Annotated in this window: 17 protein-coding genes; 8 read left to right on the top strand and 9 right to left on the bottom strand. The window is 76.1% G+C overall.

The annotated features are described in order from the left end of the window. Positions 1 to 133: 133 nt before the first annotated feature. Positions 134 to 1,000, bottom strand: a complete 867-nt coding sequence (locus CCE02nite_RS06710; protein ID WP_141388890.1) for an alpha/beta fold hydrolase — start codon at positions 998 to 1,000, stop codon at positions 134 to 136. 125 nt (positions 1,001 to 1,125) lie between these two features. Here CCE02nite_RS06710 and CCE02nite_RS06705 point away from each other — a divergent pair, with 125 nt between their 5' ends. Together CCE02nite_RS06705 and CCE02nite_RS06700 are read left to right on the top strand one after the other, a co-directional pair. Then, positions 1,126 to 2,364, top strand: coding sequence for a hypothetical protein (locus tag CCE02nite_RS06705; RefSeq protein ID WP_141388889.1), 1,239 nt, complete (start codon positions 1,126 to 1,128; stop codon positions 2,362 to 2,364). A 193-nt stretch (positions 2,365 to 2,557) separates the two neighbouring features. Beyond that, a complete protein-coding gene (locus CCE02nite_RS06700; protein WP_141388888.1) occupies positions 2,558 to 3,232 on the top strand; it encodes a histidine phosphatase family protein in 675 nt (224 codons plus the stop codon). A 20-nt stretch (positions 3,233 to 3,252) separates the two neighbouring features. Here the strand turns inward: CCE02nite_RS06700 and CCE02nite_RS06695 are convergent, their stop codons facing one another. Further along, positions 3,253 to 3,711 carry a DUF6194 family protein gene (locus CCE02nite_RS06695; RefSeq protein WP_141388887.1) on the bottom strand — a complete coding sequence of 153 codons (459 nt, stop codon included), beginning with the start codon at positions 3,709 to 3,711 and terminating at the stop codon, positions 3,253 to 3,255. 39 nt (positions 3,712 to 3,750) lie between these two features. Between CCE02nite_RS06695 and CCE02nite_RS06690 the strand changes: the two genes are divergently transcribed. Both CCE02nite_RS06690 and CCE02nite_RS06685 read left to right on the top strand, forming a co-directional pair. Further along, complete coding sequence (locus tag CCE02nite_RS06690) at positions 3,751 to 4,452, top strand: MerR family transcriptional regulator (protein ID WP_255318687.1); 702 nt, start codon at positions 3,751 to 3,753, stop codon at positions 4,450 to 4,452. A gap of 156 nt (positions 4,453 to 4,608) precedes the next feature. Then, positions 4,609 to 6,492, top strand: a complete 1,884-nt coding sequence (locus CCE02nite_RS06685) for a glycerophosphodiester phosphodiesterase (protein WP_176599507.1) — start codon at positions 4,609 to 4,611, stop codon at positions 6,490 to 6,492. A 69-nt stretch (positions 6,493 to 6,561) separates the two neighbouring features. Here the strand turns inward: CCE02nite_RS06685 and CCE02nite_RS06680 are convergent, their stop codons facing one another. Beyond that, positions 6,562 to 7,935, bottom strand: a complete 1,374-nt coding sequence (locus CCE02nite_RS06680; RefSeq protein WP_141388886.1) for a hypothetical protein — start codon at positions 7,933 to 7,935, stop codon at positions 6,562 to 6,564. Positions 7,936 to 8,014: 79 nt separating this feature from the next. Beyond that, positions 8,015 to 8,848, bottom strand: a complete 834-nt coding sequence (locus tag CCE02nite_RS06675; RefSeq protein WP_141388885.1) for a VOC family protein — start codon at positions 8,846 to 8,848, stop codon at positions 8,015 to 8,017. Between the two features lie 149 nt (positions 8,849 to 8,997). On the opposite strand from CCE02nite_RS06675, the gene CCE02nite_RS06670 reads away from it, so the two are divergent. Then, a complete protein-coding gene (locus tag CCE02nite_RS06670) occupies positions 8,998 to 10,305 on the top strand; it encodes an endonuclease/exonuclease/phosphatase family protein (RefSeq protein ID WP_255318686.1) in 1,308 nt (435 codons plus the stop codon). 289 nt (positions 10,306 to 10,594) lie between these two features. Then, on the top strand, positions 10,595 to 11,740 hold the full coding sequence (locus CCE02nite_RS06665; protein ID WP_141388884.1) for a ScyD/ScyE family protein: 1,146 nt from the start codon (positions 10,595 to 10,597) through the stop codon (positions 11,738 to 11,740). Positions 11,741 to 11,847: 107 nt separating this feature from the next. On the opposite strand, the gene CCE02nite_RS06660 is transcribed toward CCE02nite_RS06665, so the two are convergent. After that, entirely contained in the window at positions 11,848 to 13,245 is a 1,398-nt protein-coding gene (locus CCE02nite_RS06660; protein ID WP_141388883.1) for a pyridoxal phosphate-dependent decarboxylase family protein, read from the bottom strand. Between the two features lie 184 nt (positions 13,246 to 13,429). Between CCE02nite_RS06660 and CCE02nite_RS06655 the strand changes: the two genes are divergently transcribed. Continuing rightward, positions 13,430 to 15,049: an asparaginase gene (locus CCE02nite_RS06655; protein WP_255318685.1), complete on the top strand. Its 1,620-nt coding sequence runs from the start codon at positions 13,430 to 13,432 to the stop codon at positions 15,047 to 15,049. A 222-nt stretch (positions 15,050 to 15,271) separates the two neighbouring features. After that, entirely contained in the window at positions 15,272 to 15,937 is a 666-nt protein-coding gene (locus CCE02nite_RS06650; protein ID WP_255318684.1) for a chitinase, read from the top strand. A gap of 104 nt (positions 15,938 to 16,041) precedes the next feature. Here CCE02nite_RS06650 and CCE02nite_RS06645 read toward each other — a convergent pair whose 3' ends face one another. From CCE02nite_RS06645 to CCE02nite_RS06630, 4 genes are all read right to left on the bottom strand, one after another. Continuing rightward, the gene (locus CCE02nite_RS06645; RefSeq protein WP_141388880.1) at positions 16,042 to 18,555 is read right to left on the bottom strand and encodes an alpha/beta hydrolase-fold protein; all 2,514 of its coding nucleotides are present in this window, start codon (positions 18,553 to 18,555) and stop codon (positions 16,042 to 16,044) included. Between the two features lie 186 nt (positions 18,556 to 18,741). Continuing rightward, positions 18,742 to 19,605: an HpcH/HpaI aldolase/citrate lyase family protein gene (locus CCE02nite_RS06640; protein WP_141388879.1), complete on the bottom strand. Its 864-nt coding sequence runs from the start codon at positions 19,603 to 19,605 to the stop codon at positions 18,742 to 18,744. After that, positions 19,602 to 20,822 (bottom strand): CaiB/BaiF CoA transferase family protein, encoded by a 1,221-nt coding sequence (locus tag CCE02nite_RS06635; RefSeq protein ID WP_141388878.1) that lies wholly within the window; start codon positions 20,820 to 20,822, stop codon positions 19,602 to 19,604. Before CCE02nite_RS06635 ends, CCE02nite_RS06640 begins: the two co-directional genes overlap by 4 nt. Next, positions 20,819 to 23,014 carry an SUMF1/EgtB/PvdO family nonheme iron enzyme gene (locus CCE02nite_RS06630; RefSeq protein ID WP_141388877.1) on the bottom strand — a complete coding sequence of 732 codons (2,196 nt, stop codon included), beginning with the start codon at positions 23,012 to 23,014 and terminating at the stop codon, positions 20,819 to 20,821. Before CCE02nite_RS06630 ends, CCE02nite_RS06635 begins: the two co-directional genes overlap by 4 nt. Positions 23,015 to 23,060: the final 46 nt, after the last annotated feature.

Below are 23,060 nucleotides of genomic sequence, written 5' to 3'. Positions count from 1 at the left end.
GTCCCCGGTCAACCGACACTTCTCTCTCTCCTCGGCCGGAGACACGTCGAGCACGAGGCGATCGACCGAGCCCCGCGGGGTGCGGTCGACCACCCCGTGCTCGGGGTCGTTCGGCGCGTGCGACGCGCTCCGGTCAGGCGTCCAGCACCTCGCGCAGGGCCGCGGCGAACGCCGCGGGGTCGTTGTCCGGCGACCACTCGTTGACCATGAAACCCCCGTGGTCGCCGGGGAAGGTCACCGCCTCCACCCCGAGCAGCCCAGCGAGCGCCGCACCGCCGCGCCAGGCGAGCGTGCCCTCGCCCTGCGCGCTGACCGCGGGCACGACCCGCGTCCCCGACGCCCGCAGCACCGCGCCGTCCGGGGCCCAGCCGGGCATCGTCGCGAGGTTCTTGCCGAGGAGGAGGTCGTCGCGCGACCCGTCGTCCTCGGTCGGGAAGCCGAACATCGCGGGGTCCGGGGCCGGGCGGTCGAGGTAGTCCGCGGGCAGCGGGCCCACGTGGCTCACGAGCGCGACGAACTTCGCCATGGCCGGGCCGAAGCCCTCGCGGCGGTACGTGTCGACGATGTCCGCCTGCACGGTCGTCGCGAGCGCGGCGTCCTCGAGCAGCGGCGTGATCGGCGGCTCGTGCGACACGAAGGTCCGCACGTCGCCCGGGTGGCGCTCGATCCACGACAGCCCGACGACGCCGCCCCCGCTCGACCCGAACACGTCCACCGGGCCCAGCCCGAGCGCGGTCACGACCGCGTGCAGGTCGTCGGCGTGCGCCTCGACCGAGACCTCGCCGTCCGGCGCGAGCGTGCTGCGCTCGGTGCCGCGCGGGTCGTACGTGACGACCACCCGGTCGTCGAGCAGCCCGACGAGCTGCTCGAACCCGGACGCCGCCATGGGCGATCCCATGACGACGACCGGCGGCCGGTCCCCCGCCACGTCCGGCGTCCAGACGTCGTAGGCGATCACCGCACCGGGAACGTCCAGGGTGTAGGTCTTGCGCTCGCTCATGGCAACCTCCGTGTCGTCGTGCCCGCGGTCGTGCACCGGGGCTCCCGAGCGTTCTGACGACGACCGTCCCCGGAACTCATCGCTCGTCGTCGCGACCCGCGCGGGGCTGCCACTACCCTCGCAGGATGCCGTCATCGAGGACCGTCCCCGCCGTCGTCGTCGCCGGAACGCTCACCGCGGTCCTCTGGATGGTGACGGGCCGCCTCGGGGACTGGTCGTCCGGGATGTCCCTCGCGGTGCCGGGTGCCGTCGTCCGCGCGCTGCTCCCCCACCCGACCGCGCCCGTCGCGGCGGGGGCGCCCGTCTCCGGCAGCACGCTCCTCACCGCCGCGCTCGCCGGGGCGCTGGTCGCGGCCGGCACCCAGCTCGCCGTGCGGCGCCTGCCCGCCGGCACCGGCCGGTGGGCGACGTTCCTCGCCGTCTGGTTCTCGGCCGTCGCGGCGTCCGCGACCGCCGCGACGGCCGCGTGGTTCGCGGGGGTCACGCTGCCGTGGCGCGCCGACACGATCACCGAGCTCGTCGCCACCGCGCTCGGCGGCTGGTGGGGGCTCGTGAACGGCCTGCTCGTCGGGCTCGCCGTCGTCGTGACGCGCGCGCTGACCGACCGGCGCGACGACCCGGCGGGCACGCGGCACACCCGCGCCCCCGCCACGGTGCGCGCCTGGCCGGCGGCCCTCGCGGCGGGCGCGGCGACGGGCGCGCTCTGGGCGGCGGCGGGCGTCGGGAGGACCGTGCTCCCCGGTGCGGTCGACCCGCAGTCGCCGTGGGGCGTCGCACGGGACGTGGTGCTGCTGCCCTCCGCACGGCTCGCCGTCGACCGGGACGCGCTCCTGGCCGACCCGGTGCACCTCGCGCTGCCGCTCGGGGTCGGGCTGGCCGTAGGGCTGCTCACCGCGCTCGCCGCGCGCCGGCTGCCCCCGGCGGAGGGCCGCTGGGCGCTCCTGCTCGCCACCTGGTTCGCGTGCGTCGCCGGCGCGGCCGTCGCCGCGGCGGTGCCCGTCGTCGTCTCGACCGTCACCGCCGGCGGCGTCCTGCCCGACGTCGGACGCGCGCTCCCGGTGCTCCAGGCCGGTCTCGCGTGGGGCCTGGTGTGCGGGGTCCTCGTCGCGCCGCTGGCGGTCGTCGTGCACCGGGCGGCCGGACCGGTCCCGGACGCCGCCGGGGACGCCGAGGACCCGTGGCCCGCACCCGCCGCGGAGACGACCGTCGACCAGGGCGAGCCGGGTGCCCCGACGGAGGCGGACGGGTCGACGACGCGGCCCGCAGACGCGGCCCAGCGCTCGGACGGCTCGGACGGCTCGGACCGCTCCGACCGTGAGCGGGCGGCGAGCGCCGAGCGCGACGAGGTCCGCGCGGCCGTGTGACGGGTCCCGGGCGGCAGACCGCTGGTCGTTCGGGCCGCCGCCCCTCAGGGCCGCTCTGCCGCTGCGCGTCCGGCCCACGACGTTCCGTTGGTTGCCACGCGTTCGTCACCGGGACGTCGTCGCCACGACACCGGGACCACCTAGCGTCGGCCGTGACCAGCAGACCGGGACGACCGGAGAGGGCACAGCGACGATGACCCTGACGATCACGCTCGTACGACACGGGCAGACCTACCTCAACGCACGACGACACCTCCAGGGGTCGTGCGACTCCCCCCTGACCCGCACGGGGCGCGCGGGCGTGCGCGTCACCGCGCAGCACCTCGCGCGGCACGACTTCGCGGCCGCGTACTCCTCCCCGCAGGGCCGCGCGGTCCTCACCGCGATGGAGCTCCTGCGCCACCACCCCGACCTCCCGCTCACGGTCGACCACGACCTGCGCGAGCTCTCGTTCGGCTCGTACGAGCGGCGCCCGGAGTCGCACCTCGACGCGATCGAGCCGTGGGCCGAGCTCGTGCCGCGCATGCTGGCCGGCGCCCACCCCGGCGTGGGCGGCGGCGAGGCCGGCAAGGACTTCATGGCGCGCGTGCGGGCCGTCTTCACACGCGTCGTCGCGGCGCACGACGACGCCTCCCGCCCCGGTGCGGTGCTCGACCGCCACGTGCTCGTCGTCGGGCACGGGCTCACGCTCGGCGCCTGGCTCGCGACGCTCGACCCGTCCGGGCTCGTCGCCCTCCCGAACGCCTCGGTCTCCACCGTCGAGGTGACCGACGGCGTCCCGCGCGTCCTCGCGGTCGGCGTCGACGTCGCCGGGCACGGCCACGTCGCCGCGCGCCCCGCGCCCGCGAGCGCCGCGGTCCCGGCCTGAGGCCGCTCCCCGCGCCGTCGCTACCGCGCGGTGCGGCGGGCGGCGCGGGCGCGGGCGTCGTCGTGGGCGGCGCGCAGCAGGTCGAGGACGAGCCCCGTCGTGCGCTCGCCCGGGTTGACGACGCACACCCAGCCGAGCGCGCCGTAGACCGGGTGCGGCACGACGACGTCGGTCTCCACCGCCTCCGACGCCGCCCCGTCGCGGGGATCGGTGCCGACCAGGTCGCGGAACCGGCCGCGCCCTACGTGCACGTTGACCCTCCAGCGGCCCTCCTCGTCGAGGCGCGAGGCCACGTCGTCGGGGTAGTCCTTGGTGACGATCGTGCCGTACGGCTGCCCGTGCGGGATCTCGCCGTCGGGGGCGAAGTAGAAGAAGTGGTCGCCCCACGCGAGCTCGGGGAACTCGCTGCCGGGTCCCGGAGAGAGCACGAGGACGCCGTCGAGCGACCGGACCGTTCCGAGGATCTGCTCCATACTCATGGTTCGAGTGTGCTCTTGAAGTGCTTGTGGAGGGTTGGCGTGACGATCTCGGGGCGCGGGGCGACAGCCGGCGGGACGGCGCGGCCGCTGCGGACGGCCGACGTCGCGCGCGCGGCCGGGTGCTCGGTCCAGCAGGTGCGCGACCTGGAGGCCCTGGGCGTCCTGCCGCCCGCCGGCCGTTCTGCGAACGGGTACCGCGCGTTCGGCGACGAGCACGTCCTGGCCCTGCGCGCGTACCGCGGCGTCGCGTCCGCCGTCGGGCCGGTCGTCGCGCGGCGGGTGCTCCTCGCGATCCGCTCGGAGGGCGACGGCGTGGCCGGCTCTGCCGACAACCCGGCCCCGGAGGCGGCCGCGACCGACGGGTCCGTCCTCACGATCACGGGGCTCGCCGCCGCGCTGGGCGTCCGGGCGTCGACGCTGCGGTTCTGGGAGCACGAGGGGCTGCTCGCGCCGGAGCGCGTCGCGTCGCGCTCGGGCACGGTGTCGGCACGCCGCTATCCGCCCGCGGCCGTGCGCGAGGCCCGGGTCGTCGCGGCCCTGCGCGCGGCCGGGTACCGGGTCCCGGAGGTCCGGCACGCGATCGACGCGCTCCGCGGGGCCACCGGTCCGGCCGACGTCGCAGACGCGCTCGCCGCACTCGACGCGCGGCTCCACGCGATCGCGCGCCGCACCCTCGCGCTGCTGGAGGCCGGGCACGACGTCGCGCGACTGCTGACGCGCGTGCCGGGTCCGCCCGGGTGAAGCCCGGGTGACGCTCGGGGGCGAGCCTGGGGGTGGACGCCGGGGACTCGTGTCCCGTCACCTGGCCGCCCTTCCGGCGTCGCCCGGCGTCCACCGCACCGTCACGCGGCATTCGTAGCGTCGCCGGGGCAACCGTCCCGACGTTCGGAGGACCCGATGACGACCACCCGACGCCGCGCCGTGCGCGGTACCGCCGCCGCGCTGGCGGGCACCCTGCTCGCGAGCACGCTCGCCGTGGCGGCGACCACGACCGCGACCGTCCCGTTCGCCGCCCCGGCCGCCGCCGAGCCCGGCGACGTGCTGCTCACCGAGTCGTTCGACGGCGACGCCCTCCCCGAGGGCTGGACGCCCGTCCTCGGCGACTGGCAGGTGCGGGACGGACGGCTCGTCGGTGACGCGCCGGACGGGTCGTCGCCCGCGCGCATCGTCTTCGGGCAGTCGGCGGAGAACTACCGCCTCGAGGCGACGCTGCGCTTCGAGAGCGTGGACAACGCCTCGCGCTGGGCCGGCGCGATCCTCGACGTCGCGCCCGAGGGCGCGGCCCCGTGGTGGCAGGCGGTCCTGCGCAGCTCGACGACCGCGCACAACGGCGTCGAGATCGCGCAGCGGACGCCCGCGAACGCGTGGAACGTCCCCTACACGGCGTCGGCCCCGGCGGACGCGGCGACGGGCCGCGACGTGCGCCTGTCGGTCGAGGTGCAGGGCGCCGCGGTCACCTACGCGCTCGACGGCAGGACGCTCCTGGAGGGGCGGATCGACCGGTCGCGCGACGGCGCGCTCGGCTTCGTCACCGCCGGGGCGACCGTGAGCGTCGACGACGTCACGGTCACCGAGATCGAGCCCGCGTCCTACGTCGGCGACGACGGCGAGCTCCCCGTCACGGTCGCGCACCGCGGGTACTCGTCGGTCGCGCCGGAGAACACGCTCGCCGCCGTGACGGCGGGCATGCGCACGGGCGCCGAGTACGTCGAGATCGACGTGCACACCACGGCGGACGGGCTCCCTGTCGTGCTCCACGACCAGACCGTGGACCGCACGACGGAGGGCTCCGGCGACGTCGCCGTGCTGCCCGGCGCGCAGGTCGCCGCGCTCGACGCCGGGTCGTGGTTCTCCCCCGCGTTCGCCGGCCAGCACCTGCCGACGTTCGCGCAGGTGCTGGACCTGCTGGAGACCGGCTCGTCGACCCTCCTGCTGGAGATCAAGGGCCCGGAGACGTCCGCCGAGGTCGAGCGTGTCGTGGACATGGTCGTCGAGGCCGGGCTCGAGGACCGCGTGGTCCTCCAGTCGTTCGACGTCGCCGCGCTGCGGTCCGCGCGCGAGCACGCACCGCAGATCCCGCGCGGCCTCCTGCGCGGCTCCCTCGACGCCGACCCCGTCGCCGTGGCGCAGGAGCTCGGGGCCGTCATGTACAACCCGTCCGCGACCGCGCTGCTCGCACGCCCGGGCGTCGTCGCCGACCTCAACGAGGCCGGCATCGCCGTGATGCCGTACACCGTGAACTCCGCGGCCGACTGGGCCCGGCTCACCGAGATCGGCGTCGACGGCGTCATCACCGACCGTGCGGGCGCGTTCATCGGCTGGAAGCAGGCGCGCGAGCAGGAGGCGCCCGCCCCCGCCGCGCCGACGATCGAGGTCGTGAGCCCGGCCGAGGGTGTCGAGCGCGGCGGCACGCTCGTCGTCGCCGCGAGCGCCACGGACGCGGACGAGGTCGTCGTCTCGCTCGACGACGAGCCGGTCGAGAACGGCGCGGCGATCGTCGCCGCCGACCTCGCGCTCGGCGAGCACACCGTCTCCGCGACGGCCCGGGGCGCGGGCGGCGAGGCGACGGCGGAGCGCACCGTCGTCGTCACGGTCACGCCCGAGGGTCTGCGCGCCCGCGTCGCGGTGCTCGACCTCCCGCCCGGCCAGCTCGTGGGCGCGCTCTCCGCGATCGAGGCGGGGCGCTGGGAGTCGGTGCGGCGGACCCTCGAGAAGTTCGTCGACGACGCGGCGACGCGCGAGCGCCTGCTCGAGGAGCTCGACCACCTCGCCGGCCGCTGACACGGCCGCTCTCCCGAGCGCCGCGGGAGCGGCCCGTCCCCGGTCGTGCTGCGACCGGGGACGGCCCGCTCACGTGTCGGCGAGGAAGCGGCGCCGGTCGGAGCGGGCCGAGCCGAGGCCGGCCCATCCGGCGAGGGCGAGCACACCGCCCGCGACCCAGACGACGACGTCCCACCCGGGCGGGCCGTCCGACCCGACGACGGCGCCGTCGGTCGCGAGCATCGCCGCCCCGAGGCCGAGCAGCACGACGCCCAGAACGAGCAGGACGACGTCCCGCACGGTCTTCCCCGTCCCGCGCCGGGGCGCGCGTGCCTCGAGCGCCGCCTTCTCGGCCGGGGTGAGCGGCGCCGTCGGGCCGAGGGGCTGGACCCGCTCGGCGCCGTGCCGGAACCGCGCCGGGTCGCCGACCGCCTCGACGACCGCCGACGGCAGGCCGAGGAGGTAGGCGAGGTCGGCGACCGGGTCGCCGGGCCACGTCGACGCGGCGAGCAGCGCGCGCAACCGGTTCGGGTCGCGCGGCTCGCCGAAGGTGTCGACGAGCGCGTCGTACGCGCCCTCGGTCCCGGAGGTGGACAGGTCCGTCCACGTGTCGTTCCAGCTCCCGAAGACCCATGGCCGCCCGGGCGTCGTGAGCGTCCACGACACCCCGGTCCCCGCGCGCTCGAGGCTGATCATCGCCTCGCCCGGACGCAGGCCGCGCTCGATCGTCGACCGTGCGCGGAACTCCCCGGCGAGGGCCGCCGTGAACGCCTCCTGCACGTCGTCGTCGGGCGCACCCGGGACCGGGGACGGGGGCCGCTCGACCGTCCACACGGCGGTGCGCTCGTCCGTCGCGCGCACCCACGCCGCCCCCGCACGGCGCACCGCGGCGCGGACGAACGCGGCGTCGGCGCGCACGAGCTGGACGACGGCGTCGGGCGCCGCCGAGTCGGTCGCCGGCAGGTCGGCGACCGCGGTGAACGCGTCGAGCAGGTCGTCGGGGTGCTCGAGATCGCGCAGGCGGTCCGGCGCGGTCGCCGCGTCCCGCAGCCCGACCAGCGCGGCGACGGCGGCGAGCACGGGGCCCGCGTCGCCGTCGAGGCGCATCGCGTGGTCGGTGCTCGTCCCGGACGGGTCGAGGGGCGCCCACGTGACGACCTCCGGCGGGGCCACCGGGTCGGTGCGGGCCGCGAGGATCGCGCTCACGCCGTCGGGCAGCAGGTCCGACCCGGCGTCGAGCTGCACGACCCACGGCGCCGGGACCAGCTCGTCGACCCGCGCGAGCGCCTCCGCGACCGCCGCGGGCGCGCCGGGCTCGCGGCCGGCCGCGGCGTCGACCTCCGTGTCGACCTCGGCGAACGTCCAGCCGCGCTCGTCCGTCGGGCCGACGCGCCCGTACTCGAGGTCCGCGGCGCGCAGACGGGCGACGACCTGGTCGTGCGGGGCACGGGTGACGACGTTCACGGCGTCATGATGCCGCACGCGGGCGGCCGGAGGGGCAGCCCGACCATGCCGCGCACGCGACCCGGCGGCGGCCCCGCCGTCAGAAGCCCTCGGGCGGGGTGAACTGCGACAGCGTGAGGACGGCACCCTGCGGGTCGCGGACCGTGACCTCGCGGGTCCACTCCCCGACCTCCGCGGACAGGACCGTGGCCCCCGCGCGCTCGGCGGCCTCGGCGGCGGCGTCCCGGTCGGCGACCGAGAACACCACGGCGTGGTGGGCCGGCCCGCCGTCCTCGACCACGCCGGCCACGACGTCCCGGAAGCCGGGCGGCGCGCCCTCCTGGTTCGCGTCGATCTCCGGGTAGACGGTCCGGGCGAGATGGTCGCCGTAGCCCTGGACGCGCGCCATGCCCGCGCCGAGCTCCGGGTCCACCTCCCACCCGAGGAGGGGGCCGTAGAAGTGCAGCGCCCGCGCGACGTCGGGCGTGTGCAGGACGCTGAAGTTCCACGTGCCGGGCTCGTTGACGCGCTGCGCGCCGACCCGGGTCCCGGGCTGCCAGAGCCGGAACGTCGCGCCCTGCGGGTCGCGGACGGACGTCATGCGACCGGGCGGCCCGATCGTCGTCGGGCCGTCGAGGACCTCCCCGCCGAGGTCGGGGACGCCCCGGGAGGACGCGTCCACGTCGTCGACCGCGACGTACGTGATCCACTCGGGCACACCGGTCCCCGACGCGACCGCCGCGACGTCCAGCCCGCCGAGCGAGGCGACGACGTAGCGCTCCCCCGTGCCGGGCGGCAGCCTGTCCTCGAACTCCCACCCGAAGAGGGCGCCGTAGAACGCGAGCGCGGCGTCGACGTCGGGCTGCTCGGTGTCCACCCAGCACGGCACGCCGTGCGGGTAGGTGCGGACGGGTCGGGACTGCGAGGTGTCCATGCTCCAGGGTCCCACCGGCCGCCCACGTCGGCAGGGCCGGCCGGCGTTCATCCGCCGGTCACCTCGCCGCCCTTCCGCGCGGGGACCGGCGTGCGTACGGTGGCGGGGAACCTCTCGACGACCACCGTCCCCGACGACGAGGAGCCACCGTGTCCACGAGACCTGTTCACCCGGCCGAGCCCCGCACCGCACGCACCGTCCTGGCCGCCGCCCTCGCCGTACCCGTCGCGCTGGCCGTCACTCTCAGCGGGGGAGTCGCCGGCGCTGCCGCGAGCCCCGCCGTCGCGCACGGCGGCCACGGGCACGGCCACGGGAACGGCCACGACCGCGGGACGCTGCGCGTCGCGACGTACAACGCGAGCCTCAACCGCGCCGCGGCGGGAGAGCTCGAGGCCGACCTCTCTACCCTCGACGACCCGCAGGCGGCGACGATCGCCGAGGTGCTCCAGCGCACCCGGCCCGACGTCGTGCTGCTCAACGAGTTCGACCACGTGCCCGACCAGCGCGCCGTCGACCTGTTCCGCGACAACTACCTCGAGGTCGCCCAGGGCGGCGCGACGCCGATCGAGTACCGCTACGCGTACGTCGCGCCGTCGAACACGGGCGTGCCCAGCGGGTTCGACCTCAACAACGACGGCACGGTCGGCGGGGGCGACGACGCGTTCGGCTTCGGGGTGTTCGAGGGCCAGTACGGCATGGTCGTGCTGTCGCGGTACCCGATCGACAGGCGCGGCGTCCGCACGTTCCAGCACTTCCTGTGGAAGGACATGCCCGGCGCTCTGCTCCCCGACGACCCCGCGACCGCCGCACCCGCGGACTGGTTCACGCCCGAGGAGCTCGAGGTCGTGCGGCTGTCCAGCAAGTCGCACTGGGACGTTCCCGTGCGGGTCGGTCGCCAGACGGTCCACGTGCTCGCGTCCCACCCCACGCCGCCCACGTTCGACGGCCCCGAGGACCGCAACGGGCGGCGCAACCACGACGAGATCCGGTTCTGGGCGGACTACGTGACGCCCGGCAAGGCGTCGCGGTACGTGTACGACGACGCCGGCCGCCGCGGCGGCCTGCACCCCGGCGAGAGCTTCGTCGTCCTGGGCGACCAGAACGCCGACCCGCTCGACGGCGACTCGGTCGACGCCGCGATCGACCAGCTCCTCGACCACCGGCGCGTCCAGGACCCGGCACCCCGCTCGTCCGGCGGCACCGAGGCCGCCGCGCTCCAGGGCGGCGCGAACGCGACCCACCGGGGCGACCCCGCGCTCGACACCGCCGACTTCGCGGACACCGCGCCCGGCAACCTGCGCGCGGACTACGTGCTGCCGTCGCGCGACCTGCGCGTGCGCGACGCCGGGGTGTTCTGGCCGGTCCAGGCGGACCCGCTGTCGCGCCTCACCGGAGTCTTCCCGTTCCCGAGCAGCGACCACCGGCTCGTCTGGGTGGACCTGGCCGTCCGCGGCTGACCCCGTCCCGCCGTCGCCCCGGGCGCTCGTCGCCCGGGGCGACGGTCCTGGACCCGGCACGCCGTCGGGTGCACACTCGGAGGTCTGTGCTCACCGCCGACGCACAGCAGACTCCCGGCCGGCGCCTCGCCGGTCGCACGGCACGCCCCCGGCACACCCGTGGCGCGCCACGTCGTCCGGCCCGACGACCACCTCACCCACGTCCCCGGCGCGACGCGCACGCGTGCTGCCCCGCAGCACGGCGACGACACCCCCGCCGCGCCCCGGGACCGCCGGACCTGGAGCACCCATGAGAAGACTCCGTACCGCCCTGCCCGCAGGCGTCGCCGCAGCGACCGCCGCCCTCGTCCTCGTCGCGAGCCCCGCCGTCGCGCACGGCGGCAGGCACGACCCGCGCCCGCCCACCGTCACCGACGTCGCGACCGGGCTCGTCACCCCGCTCAGCCTCGCGGTCGGTCCGCGCGGCACGACCTACGTCACCCAGAACTTCCCCGGCCTGCTCACGGCCGTCGGGCGCGACGGCACGCCGAGCGTGCTCTACGTGTCGCCCGACGGCGGTGAGGTGGGCGGCGTCTCCTACGCGGACCGTCGGATCACGTTCACCGAGACGCAGCTCGGCGAGGAGGGGCCGGTCGCGTCGGAGGTCTCGACGCTGCGCACGGACCGCTGGGGGAACCCGACGGGCACGCCCCGTGTCCTCGCGGACACGTTCGCGTACGAGCAGGCGAAGAACCCCGACGCAGGCGTGACGTACGGCCTGCGCGAGACCGACCCGGCGTGCGTCGCCCAGGTACCTCCGGTGCCGGTCCCGGGCCTCTACACGGGCATCGCCGACTCCCACCCGTACGCGACGACCACGTCGCGCGGCACGACCTACGTCGCCGACGCGGGCGCGAACGCGATCCTGTCGATCAGCGACCGCGGCACGATCCGCACCGTGGCCGTCCTGCCGGCCCAGCCCGCGGTGGTCACCGCGGAGGCCGCGGCCGCCATCGGGTGGCCCGACTGCGTCGTCGGCGAGACCTACTGGTTCGAGCCCGTCCCCACGGACGTCGAGGTGGGCCCGCGCGGCGTGCTCTACGTGACGACGCTCCCCGGCGGGCCCGAGGACGCGAGCCTCGGCGCACGCGGCGCCGTCTACACGGTGGACCCGTGGAAGGGGAAGGTGCGCCAGGTCGGGACCGGGTTCGTGGGCGCGACGAACCTCGCCGTGACGGACAAGGGCACCGTCTACGTGGCCGAGCTCTTCGGCGGCAGGATCTCGCAGGTCGGCAAGCGCGGCCCGAGCACGGTCGTCGAGGTCCCGCTGCCCGCAGGGCTCGAGTGGGACGGCAGGGGCCTGCTCGCCACGACGAACGCGCTGCCTGCTGACGAGACGACGCCGCCCGACGGGCACCTCGTGCGCGTCGACCTCGGCAAGCACCGCGGTCGGTGACGGCAGAGGGCCGCTGACCGGCCCGCCGCTGGGCCCGGGCGCCCCCGCTGCGGCGGGGCCGTCCGGGCCTCGCCGTTCCGGGGCGGCTCGTGTGTCGGGCGAGGAGGTCAGTCCGACGACGCCGCGCGGCGCAGCGCATCGAGGCTCATCCGGACGTCGTCGTCCGTCGTCGCCCACGAGCTCACCGACACGCGCAGCACCGCGCGGTCGTGCCATCGTGAGCCGGACATCCAGGCCGTGCCGTCGGCGAGCACACGCCGCACCACCTCCTGCGTCCGCTCGTCGCTGCCGAACGACGCGCACACCTGGGTGAAGACGACGTCGTTGAGCACGACCGCGCCGTCGAGCGCGCGCATCCCCTCCGCGAACGTCGTCGCGTGCCGGCAGAAGCCGTCGACGAGGTCCGCGACGCCTGAGCGCCCGAGCGCGCGCAGCACCGCCCACACGGGGAACGCGCGACCACGGCGCGACAGCTCGGGCACCTTGTCGAGCGGGTCGCCCGCGTCGCTCTGGATGAGGTAGTCCCCGTGCATCCCCATCGCGGCGCGCAGCGGCGCGGGGTCCGCGACGATCGCGAGCCCGCAGTCGTACGGGACGTTGAGCGTCTTGTGCGCGTCGGTCGCCCAGGAGTCCGCGGCCTCGTACCCCGCGACGAGGTGCCGGTACGACGGCGACGCGGCGGCGAAGAGCCCGAACGCGCCGTCGACGTGCACCCACGCGCCGTGCCGGTGCGCCACCTCGACCGCGGCGGCGAACGGGTCGAACGCGCCCGAGTGCACGTTGCCCGCCTGGAGCACGACGATCGTCGGGCCGCCGGTCCCCCCGGCCGAGGGAGAGCCCTGGTCGACGGACGCGCTCAGCGCCTCGTCGAGCGCGGCGACCGAGATGCGGCCCTGGTCGTCGGCGGCCACGACCTCGGGCGCGCCGAGCCCGAGGTAGGACAGCGCGAGGTCGACCGACTCGTGCCGTTCGGCGCCCACGAGGACGCGGACGCGCGGGGCTCCCGTCAGGCCGTCGCGGCGCACGTCCCACCCGGCGCGTCGCAGGACCTCGCCGCGCGCCGCCGCGAGCGCCGTGAAGTTCGCGGTCGTCGCGCCGGTGACGAACCCGACCGCGCCCGTGGCGGGCAGGCCCAGCAGGTCGAGGAGCCACGCGCTCGTCACGTCCTCGACGGCGGTGTGGGCGGGGGTCACCGTGCGCAGCGCGGAGTTCTGGTCCCACGCGCTCGTGAGCCAGTCGGCCGCGAGCGCCGCGGGGTGGCTCCCGCCGATGACCATGCCGTAGAAGCGGCCGGACGGCATGGCCGTGAGCCCGGGGCCGCACGCCGTGGCGAGCAGGTCGACGACGTCCGCGGCCGTCGTCGGGCCGTCGGGCAGGTCGGTGCCCAGCGCGGCGACGACGTCGGCCACGCTCGCCCGCGGCGGGACGGGCCGTGTCGCGAGGGAGTCGAGCCACGCGGCGGCGTGCTCGTGCGCCCGCAGGAGGGCGGCGTCGCGATCGTCCATGACCGCTCCTGACCGGGCCGGACCCGCGCCGGCCCTCCCGCCAGGCTGGACCCGCGCCGGGCCGCGGTCAACCGCGGGGCGGCGATCCGGTACGCGCGTACTTCTTACGCCCAGGCAATCACCCGGCAACACGGCGTCCCTAGCGTCGGGCGGGCCAGATGTTCCCCCGACGGAAGGCCCCCTGTTGAGAACGTTCACCCTGACCCTGTCCGGCCGCGCCGTCGCGGCCGTCGTCGCGCTCGTCCTGGCGTGCGCGGCCCTCGCCGCGACGGTCGCGTACACCGTCGCCGACTCCCGGGCGTCGGCCGCCGCCGCACGCGCCGAGGGCGCCGCGGCACCGGTGCTCGCCGCCGGGACCGCCCCGGCCAACCCGCTCGGCATCACGTCCGCGCAGTACGCGACCGCGACGGCGACCGCCACCACGGAGAAGCCGAAGGTCGTCGTCGTCGCGACCGGCGGCACCATGGCCGGCAAGGCGACCGGCCGCGACACGTTCACGAGCTACCGCGCCGGCACGTACCTCATGGAGGACATGCTGGACACGCTGCGTCCCGAGCTCGACGCGGTCGCCGACGTCACGGCCGTCCAGTTCGGCAACGCCGGTTCGTCCGGCTACTCGATGGAGCAGTTCCACGCGCTCACGCTCGAGGTCGAGAAGCAGCTGAAGACCGCCGACGCCGTCGTCGTCACGACGGGCACCGACACGCAGGAGGAGTTCGCGTACTGGCTCGACCTCACGGTGCGGTCGCGCAAGCCCGTCGTCACGTCCGGCTCGATGCGCCCGTGGGGGTCGGGCGCCGGGCCGGACTCGAGCCTCGTGTTCGGCACGGACGCGCCCGCGAACCTCTACAACGCGATCAAGGTCGCGGCGTCGCAGCAGACGTTCTGCTTCGGCACCGTGCTCATGCTCAACGACGAGATCCAGGCGGCCCGCGAGGTCACCAAGACGAACTCGTACCGCACCGACACGTTCCAGACGCGCGAGTACGGCGTGCTCGGCTGGATCGACGGCGACAACATCACCCTGGGCCGCGCGCCGGCTCGCGTGCTGTCGTGCGACACCGAGGAGTGGTTCACGCCGTTCGACCTCGCGACGGTCGACGCCAAGACGCTCCCGCGCGTCGAGATCGTCACGTCCTACCAGCAGGCGGGCGGCGAGGGCGTCGCCGCGTTCGCGAATGCCGGGGTCCAGGGCATCGTCACCGCGGGCACCGGCGCGGGCGGCATCTCGTCCGCGATGAGCCAGGCGCGCACCGCGGCGATCCGCGACAAGGGCGTGTGGTTCGTCTCGACGACGCGCACCGGGTCGGGGTCGTCGTACGGGGGCGGCAACGGCATCATCGCGGGCGGCGACCTCACGGCCGTCAAGGCCCGGCTCCTGCTGCTCCTGTCGCGCGCCTTCACCGAGGACTTCGCGACGGCGCGGGGCTGGTTCGCGACGTACGGCAACGCCTCGTTCGACCAGTCGGCGACGGCGGACGAGATCGGCGCCGAGCCGGGCGCGACCGCGGTGCTCTTCTCCGGTACCGCGACGCCGTCGTGCAAGGCGGCGGGCAAGCAGCTCTGGCTGACCGCCTCGGTGACGAACACCGACACGGTGCCGATCGACGTCCGGGTCACGACGGTCTCGGGCGAGCACAAGTTCACGAAGATCCCCGCCGGGGAGACGGTCGAGAAGACGTTCGCGGTCAAGGGCAAGACGCTCGACGCCGGTGAGGTGTCTCTCGTCGCGTACAAGACCGTCGACGGAAAGGGCGTCCAGGCGGAGGGCACGGCCCCGTACCCGGACACGACCTGCGGCTGACCCTCTGACCCCCGACCCCCCAACCCCGCCGAGCACGACATGAGGGTCGTTGTCGAGCCGATAGCGACCCTCATGTCGTGCTCGAGGGCGGGCGGTGTCGGGGTCGAGCGGCGGTGGGGTGCCGTCGGACCGCTCGGGGAGGAATTGCGCAGGGTTCCTCACGAATCGCGTAGGGTGGCTGCGGCCGCGACGTCGCGGCTCGCCGCCGACGAAGGGGACCCCATGGCCGACCCGACGCCCTCGCTCGACCCGACGCCCTCGCTCGCGCCGACGTTCGTCGTGACCGAGCAGCAGTTCGACGCGATGTTCCCCGAGCGGAGCCCGTTCTACACCTACGCCGGACTCGTCGCCGCGACGGTCGCGTACCCGGAGTTCGCGACGACGGGCGGCGACCGGCTGGCCCGACGCGAGGCCGCCGCGTTCCTCGCGAACGTGAGCCACGAGACGCACGGGCTGGTGCACGTGGTCGAGGTGACCACCGCCAACTACCCCCACTACTGCGACCCCGCCCAGCCGTTCGGGTGCCCCGCCGGGCAGGACGCCTACTACGGCCGCGGCCCGCTCCAGCTCTCCTGGAACGTCAACTACCGGGCGGCCGGCGAGGCGCTGGGGATCGACCTCCTCACCGACCCGTGGCTCGTCGAGCAGGACCCGACCGTCGCGTGGCAGACCGCGCTCTGGTACTGGAACACGCAGCCCGGCACCGCGTCGATGACGTGCCACGACGCGATCGTCGGCGAGCACGGCTTCGCCGAGACGATCCGCTCCATCAACGGCCCGCTCGAGTGCGAGGGCGGCAACCCCCGCCAGATGAACAACCGCGTCCGCCTCTTCCGCCACTACGTCGAGATCGTCGGCACCACGACGGGCGACCACCTCACCTGCTGACCCCCGGCGCCGAACACGACATGAGGGTCGCTATCCGGCCGATAGCGACCCTCATGTCGTGCTCGACCGCGGGTGGGGTCGTGGTCGGCAGCCGTGCGGCAGGGTCAGGGGCAGGTGAGCGCGTCGTACGGGACGACGGCGGTGCGGCCGTCCGCGGTCGCGGTCGCCTCGCCCGCGGGGACGGTCGCCGCCCGGACCGGGAACGACTGGTACGCGCTCGCCCCGGGGGCGACCTCCGCGACGACCCGCGTGCCGAACGGCGTCGCGAGCTCGACGTCGACCGGAGCGTCCGCCGTGCTCGTCGCGCGCACCGCGACGTAGGCCTTCCCGGCCAGGCACCGCGCCTCGGCGGTCGCGGTCAGCGGCGGCTCGCCCGGTCCGGAACCCGGCACGACGGCGTCCCACGGCACGCGCGCGACGAACACGTCCGCGGCGCCCGTGTTGGTCGTCCCCGCGGGGGCGCCGTACGTGAGCCCCGTGAGCAGCGCGGCTCCCTCGCCGATCGCGCCGGCTGCGTCCGGACCGGAGGAGGCGGGGGCCGGGGCCGCCAACAGGTTCGCGTCGTCCCACTCGTCGGCTCCGTCGCGCTCGCGCGACCCGGTCTGCGTGGCCTCGCCCGGGGTGCCGTCGACCGCGACGGGGAACGTCACGACGTCGACCCCGCCGACGGCCGTCCCCAGCGCGCCGTACGTCGTGCCGACGACGAGCACCGCGTCGTCGGCGCCGAGCACGCCCGTCACGCCGCGGTCGTCGGTCGACGTCCCGACCTGCGTCGTCCACAGGACCTCGCCCGCGACGTCGAGGGCGCGCACGACGACGTCGTTGTCCCCGAGGTTGCCGTCCTCGCCGAGCGCCCCGCGCGTGTGCCCGACCGCGACGACCGACCCGTCCGAGCGCGCCACGAGGCCGTTGACCTGGTCGTTCTCGCTCGTCGAGACGGCGCGCAGCCACTCCTGCTCGCCGTCCGCGGCGTAGCGCGCGACCCAGCCGTCGTTCGCGCCCGCGTGCTCCGTCCCGGGCATCCCGCCGCCCGACACCCCGCCCACGTACACCGCGCCGTCGGGCGAGGCCGCGACCGCGAGCGCCTTGTCCTCGCCGGGCCCGCCCACCTGGCGCAGCCACAGCAGCTCGCCCGCCGCGGAGACCCGCCCGACCAGCGCGTCCTTGTCCCCGGCGCTCGGCGCGTCGCCGACGGCGCCGCTCGTGTACCCGGCGACGTAGGCGCCGCCGGCGCCGTCGGGTGCGACGGCGTAGAAGCGGTCGGCCGCGCCGGGGTCGCCGGTCTGCAGCGTCCAGGCCCGCTCGCCGTCGGCGGTGACGGCCGCGACGAACCCGTCGTCGCGCGTCGTGCCCGCGTGGGCGCCGTCGAGGTCGCCCTTCGTGTACCCGGCGACGAGCACGCCGCCGTCCGCGCCCGGCACGACGCCGTACGCGCGGTCGTCCGCGGCCGTCGCGACCGCGTGCCGCCAGACCTCGGCGCCGTCGGCGTCGCGTCGCACGACGACCGTGTCGAGCCCGCCCGCGGGCTCGTACCCGTCCCACGCACCGGCGAGGTTCAGCGCGACGGCGGTGCCGCCGTCGGGCAGGGCCGCCACCCCGCCCGCGCGGTCGTCGCCCGCGGAGCCGAGGAGCTCGGCGTCCCACGGAGCGGCGGGCGTGGTGCGCAGGCGCGCCGAGACGTCGACGACGCCCTCGCGGAACGCGGGCCGCCAGACGTCCCAGTCGTGGCCGCCGTCGAGCACGCGCAGCTCGGCCGTCACGCCCGGGACGCGGCGCGCCTGGTTGTAGAGGCGCGCGGACTCGAAGTCGATGTCGTGCGTGGCCTCGGCGGGGTCGGGGTTGGCCCACTCGTCGTCGCCGACGGCGACGAACAGGTGCACCGGGAGCGCCGGGTCGAGCGCCGCGAGCGCCGCCGGGTAGGACAGCGCGGTGTACCGGTCGGCGTCGAACGGCGCGGTGCCGACGCCGTAGCCGCCGTGGTCGCGGGCCGAGGAGTCCGCGGGCGGCTGCGGCACGTACACGGCGGGGCTCAGCACGATGCCCGCGGAGAACGTGTCCTGGTGCGCGAGCGTGAACCGCAGCGCGCCCGCGCCACCCATGGAGTAGCCGCCGACGGCGCGCGCCTCGCGGTGCTCGACCGTGCGGTAGGTCGCGTCGACGTGCGCGACGAGGTCGCGCGTGAACGCCGTCTCGACGGCGGTGCCGGCGCCCGCGCCCGTCGCGTCCCCGGTGTACAGCGAGTCCGTGTACCAGGAGCCGCGGTCGTTCCACGGCGCGTCGGGCATGACGACGACCATCGGCTGGATCTCGCCCGCCCCGATGAGCTCGTCGAGGTCGCCCGTGACCTGCTGCCACGCGGCCTGCGTGTCGCCGCGGCCGTGCAGCAGGTAGAGCGTCGGGTACTCCTGCTCGGCGTCGTCGTAGCCGGGCGGCAGGTAGACCGTGTAGTCGATCGGGCCGGCCGCGGAGTCCGCGACCCGCCCCGCTTCCACCGTGCCCTGCTCCGCGGCGGTCGCGGGCAGCGCGAGCGCCGCCCCGCCGATCGTCGCGCTCACCGCGAGCGCGGCGAGCGCCGCCGTCGTCCCGGGCCGCCGGAGCGGCCGTCGTGCTGCGTCCATGCTGTCTCCTCATCGAGATCCTGCGATACCTGCCCCCCGCGCCCCTCTCCCCCTGCCCCCTCCCCCTGCCCCCCACCCCCACCCGCCGAGCACGACATGGGGGTCGTTATCGCGCCGATAGCGACGTTCATGTCGTGTTCGACCGCGGGCGGGGTCGTGCTCGGCGTGGCGCACGCCTGGGCCGCGCTAGCCGGGCGGGCGACGATCCGCCAGTGCCAGTACCGTGCGCGCGCGCTCGACCATCGCGACGTCGAGGAACGTGCCGTCCGCGAGCGCCACGACGCCCGTGCCCGACGCCGCCGCGTCGCCGACGCGCTCGACGACCTCGCGCGCGCGGTCCACCTCGTCCGGGGTCGGGAGGAAGGTGTCACGGATGGTGTCGAGCTGCGCGGGGTGGATCGCGGTGCGGCCGCAGAACCCGAGCGCCCGCCCGGCGCGGCACGACGCCGCGAGCCCGTCGAGGTCGCGCACGTGCGTGAACGCGGACATCGCGGGCGACGGCAGCCCCGCCGCCCGGGCCGCGACGACGACCCGGCTGCGCGCCCACGCGAGCCCGGCCTCGTCGTCGACCCGCAGGTCGGAGCGGAGGTCGGCCTCGCCGAGCCCGAGAGACGCGACCTGCGGCGACGCCGTCGCGAGCTCGAACGCGCGCTCGACGCCGAGCGCCGACTCGACCAGCAGGTGCAGCGCCCGCCCGGGGAGCGCCGCGGCGATCGCGCGCACCTCGTCGGCCGACTCGACCTTGGGGGCGCGCGCCCCGACGGCGAGCGGCAGCCCGGCGAGGGCCGCGACGTCGGTGGCGTGCCACGGCGTCGCGGGGTGGTTGATCCGCACCTGGACCCCGCGCGCGGCCGCCGCGTCGTCGAGCAGCGCGACGGCGTGCGCCCGCGCCTCGTCCTTGCGCGCCGGGGCGACGGCGTCCTCGAGGTCCACGAGCACGACGTCGGCCGCGGACCCGAGCGCTTTCGCGACCCGGTCGGGCCGGTCCGCGGGGACGTACAGCAGCGTCAGCGGCGGCGCGGCGCCCAGCCGGTCGCCCCGCCCCGTCATACCGCCCCCTCGGCCCGGAGCTCCGCGACGCGCTCGGGCGAGAAGCCCAGCTCGCCCAGCACGGCGTCGGTGTCGGCGCCGTGCGCGCGGCCGGTGAAGCGGATGACGCCGTCGTTCTCGGACATCCGGAACAGCGGGCCCTGCATGAGCATCGGTCCGAGCTCGGGGTCCTCGATCTCGTGGATCGTGCCGAGCGCGCGGAACTGCGGGTCGTCGACGATGTCGTGGGCGTCGTAGATCGGCGCGACGGCGGCCTGCGCCTCCTCGAACGCGGCGACGACCTCGTCGCGCGTGCGCTGCGCGATCCAGCCGCCGACGGCCTCGTCGAGCAGGTCGGCGTGCTGCGCGCGCTCGACGCCGCTCGCGAACCACGGCTCGTCGACGATCTCGGGGCGCCCGACGAGGCGCATGACGCGCTCGGCGATGGACTGCGCCGACGTCGACACGGCGACCCACTGCCCGTCGCGCGTGCGGTAGGTGTTGCGGGGCGCGTTGTTCGCGGACCGGTTGCCGGTGCGCGGCTGCACGGTGCGGAGCTGGTCCCAGCGCGTGATCTGCGGCCCGAGCATCGCGAGGATGGGCTCGATGATCGCCGTGTCGACGACCTGCCCGTGCCCGGTGCGCTCGCGCGTCGACAGCGCGACCATGACGGCGAACGCGGTCGCGAGCGACGCGACGCCGTCGGCGAGCCCGAACGGCGGGAGGGTCGGCGGGCCGTCGGGCTCGCCGGTCATCGCGGCGAACCCGCTCATCGCCTCGGCGAGCGTGCCGAACCCGGGGCGGGTGCGGTACGGCCCGACCTGCCCGAACCCGCTCACGCGCGCGAGCACGAGCCGCGGGTTGCGCGCGGACAGCTCGTCGTAGCCGAGGCCCCAGCGCTCGAGCGTGCCGGGCCGGAAGTTCTCGACGACGACGTCCGCGTCGGCGACGAGCGCGAGGAACACCTCGCGGCCGCCGTCGCTCCCGAGGTTCGCGGTGACGGTGCGCTTGTTGCGCCCGAGCGTCTTCCACCACAGGTTCACGCCGTCCTTCGCGGCGCCGTGCGTCCGCGACGGGTCGGGCTTCGTGGGGTGCTCGACCTTGACGACGTCGGCGCCCAGGTCGCCGAGGTGCATCGCTGCCATGGGCCCGGCGAACAGCGTCGACGCGTCGACGACGCGCAGGCCCGCGAGCGCGCCGGCGGCAGGATCGCGCGAGACGCGCGGTGCGTCCGTCATGCCGTCACCTCCCTCGCGTCGTCGGCGAGGTCCCACGCGCAGCGGAACCCGACGGTCGCGCCGCGCGCGAGCCCCAGGCCGGGGACGAGGAGCTTGACCGCGTAGTCAGGGGCGTGGCGCCCGCCCTCGACGTACCAGTCGGAGCCCTCGGCGCGGTAGTCGCTGCCGCCCTTGAGCATGACGAACCGGGTCCGGCCGTCGGAGTGCTCGGAGCCCGTCCAGCTCCACACGGCGGGCTCGCCGCGCGCCCAGCCGGGCTGCTCGGCCGCGAGCTGCCACTCGTCCTCGGTGGGCAGGCGTCCGCCGCGCCACGCGCAGAACGTGCGCGCGTCGTCGAGGTCGACGAAGGTCACCGGCTCGTCCTCCGTGCCGGGCGCGGGACGCCCGTCGACCCAGTGGGCGAGGAAGCGGTGCGCGACGGCGGGCACGTACCCGGTGGCAGCGAGGAACTCCGCGAACTCCGCGTTCGTCACGTCGCGGCCCACCGCCACCGGGGCGGCGAGCTCGCCGTCGCGCTGGAGGGTCCGCGCGTCGTGCAGGCGCGGCGGGAGCGGCTTCCACTCGTCCACGTACGGCGCGCCCTGGTACATCCCGGTCTCGCGCGCGCGGTACCGGACGGTCAGCACGTACGGCCCCGCGGGGACGACGACGGCCCCCGGCTCGGGCGCGCCCGTCGCCCCGGTCCTGCCCTGTTCGACGGCGGCGCTCGACCCGGTCGGGTCCGTCGCCTCGATCGACACCGCCGAGGCCGCGGACGCGGCGGGCGACGCGGCTGGTGACGCGTGGAGGCGGCGCGCGAGCCGGTGCGGGAACCGCGCGTCGGGGTCGTGGCGCGCGGACTCGTCGAGCGAGGCGACCACGTCGCGCAGGTGCGGCAGCCACGCGGGCTCGGGCGCGCCGTCGGCCACGTGCAGCACCGCGGCGACGCCCCGCGCGGGCACCCGCACGCCGTCGACACCCCCGCAGGGCCGAACCCGGGTCCGAGCGTCATCCGCGCCCTGGCGAACCCCGGGTTGCACGTCACCCAGCGCCTCGGGTGCCACGGAGTCCCGGGTTCGGCGGGAGGGGTGGTCGGGCGGGAGGAGGGGGCCGGCGTAGTCAGCGGCGCCTCGGTTGACCAGCGTCCACAGGGTCACGCCGTCGAGCTCCCAGCGCGACGCGTAGACACCGGCCTCCTCCGCCTCGGGGGCGAGCTCGGTGAGCGGCGTCCACTCGCCGTCCAGCAGGAGCGGCCGGGCCGCGCGCTGGACCGTGACCAGGCGCTTCACCGTCGCCGCGTCGCGCGCCGACCAGCCGACCCACACGCCGAACACGACCTCCCACACCATGACGCCCACGCCGTTGAGCCACGCGGACTGGAGCTCCTCGGAGTGGTCGCGGTGCCAGCGGCGCACGTGGTGCTGCATGTGCCGCCGCTCGTACCAGTGCGCGCGCAGCACGCCGGGCACGGGCGAGTCGGCGAAGAACTGCGCCCACGACGACGAGTGGTCCTCGATGCGCTCGACCGGGAGCTTGGACTCGCCCTCCAGGACGATCCCCGGGCGCGCGGCCTCGAGCCGCGCCACGAGCTCCGGCTCGGCCTTCTTCAGCGTGTCGAGGAAGACGCCGTCGGCGCCGAGGTCGCGCACGACGGCCGCGAGCTCGGTGAGGTCGTCGTCGCCGCGACGCGTGCCGACGTCCCACGGGTTGTAGTCGACGAACACGTGCAGGCCCGCGTCGTGGAACGTCCGCACGAGGTCGACGATCCCCGGGACGTCGCGGTAGAAGTCCCACTGGTTGCGGTCGTCGATCCCGATGACGGGGTACGCGTGCCACAGCACGACGGCGTCGAGGCCGCCGAACCGCTCGCGCGCGTCGGTGAGGAACCGCTCGGGCGTGAACCGGTGCTCCTCGAACGAGTACAGCAGCTCGTCCCACAGCCAGACCTGGGCGACCGTCGAGCACCCGGCGGCCCACGCGGCGTCCGGGCGGTCGTACGCGGCGCCCGTGTACCCGTGGCGGCGGCGCGCGTCGTCGCGCCACGCGGCGAGGCGCTCGCGCCAGGCCGGGCGGTCGGCGGGGTCGGCCGGGCCGACGAAGATCTTCGCCTCGTCGAGCGCGAGGGACTGCTCGGGCGTGAGCGGCCCGTCGAGCGCGACCTCGGTCGGCAGGTCGATCGGACGCGGGACGAGCGGGTCGAACGTGTAGGTCATGGTGCCTTTCCCTCGGCGGGCCGGGCCCGCGCTCGGACGTGCTGCG

Origin of the sequence: Cellulosimicrobium cellulans, assembly GCF_006539945.1 — a bacterium.
Taxonomy (GTDB): domain Bacteria; phylum Actinomycetota; class Actinomycetes; order Actinomycetales; family Cellulomonadaceae; genus Cellulosimicrobium; species Cellulosimicrobium cellulans.
This window is presented reverse-complemented; position numbering and strand designations above follow the sequence as displayed.

Coding starts and splice junctions, on each gene's coding strand:
- CCE02nite_RS06630 (WP_141388877.1), bottom strand. CDS start 23,014: ATGACCTACACGTTCGACCCGCTCGTCCCGCGTCCGATCGACCTGCCG.
- CCE02nite_RS06660 (WP_141388883.1), bottom strand. CDS start 13,245: ATGGACGATCGCGACGCCGCCCTCCTGCGGGCGCACGAGCACGCCGCC.
- CCE02nite_RS06700 (WP_141388888.1), top strand. CDS start 2,558: ATGACCCTGACGATCACGCTCGTACGACACGGGCAGACCTACCTCAAC.
- CCE02nite_RS06710 (WP_141388890.1), bottom strand. CDS start 1,000: ATGAGCGAGCGCAAGACCTACACCCTGGACGTTCCCGGTGCGGTGATC.
- CCE02nite_RS06705 (WP_141388889.1), top strand. CDS start 1,126: ATGCCGTCATCGAGGACCGTCCCCGCCGTCGTCGTCGCCGGAACGCTC.
- CCE02nite_RS06640 (WP_141388879.1), bottom strand. CDS start 19,605: ATGACGGGGCGGGGCGACCGGCTGGGCGCCGCGCCGCCGCTGACGCTG.
- CCE02nite_RS06645 (WP_141388880.1), bottom strand. CDS start 18,555: ATGGACGCAGCACGACGGCCGCTCCGGCGGCCCGGGACGACGGCGGCG.
- CCE02nite_RS06665 (WP_141388884.1), top strand. CDS start 10,595: ATGAGAAGACTCCGTACCGCCCTGCCCGCAGGCGTCGCCGCAGCGACC.
- CCE02nite_RS06695 (WP_141388887.1), bottom strand. CDS start 3,711: ATGAGTATGGAGCAGATCCTCGGAACGGTCCGGTCGCTCGACGGCGTC.
- CCE02nite_RS06650 (WP_255318684.1), top strand. CDS start 15,272: ATGGCCGACCCGACGCCCTCGCTCGACCCGACGCCCTCGCTCGCGCCG.
- CCE02nite_RS06635 (WP_141388878.1), bottom strand. CDS start 20,822: ATGACGGACGCACCGCGCGTCTCGCGCGATCCTGCCGCCGGCGCGCTC.
- CCE02nite_RS06685 (WP_176599507.1), top strand. CDS start 4,609: ATGACGACCACCCGACGCCGCGCCGTGCGCGGTACCGCCGCCGCGCTG.
- CCE02nite_RS06675 (WP_141388885.1), bottom strand. CDS start 8,848: ATGGACACCTCGCAGTCCCGACCCGTCCGCACCTACCCGCACGGCGTG.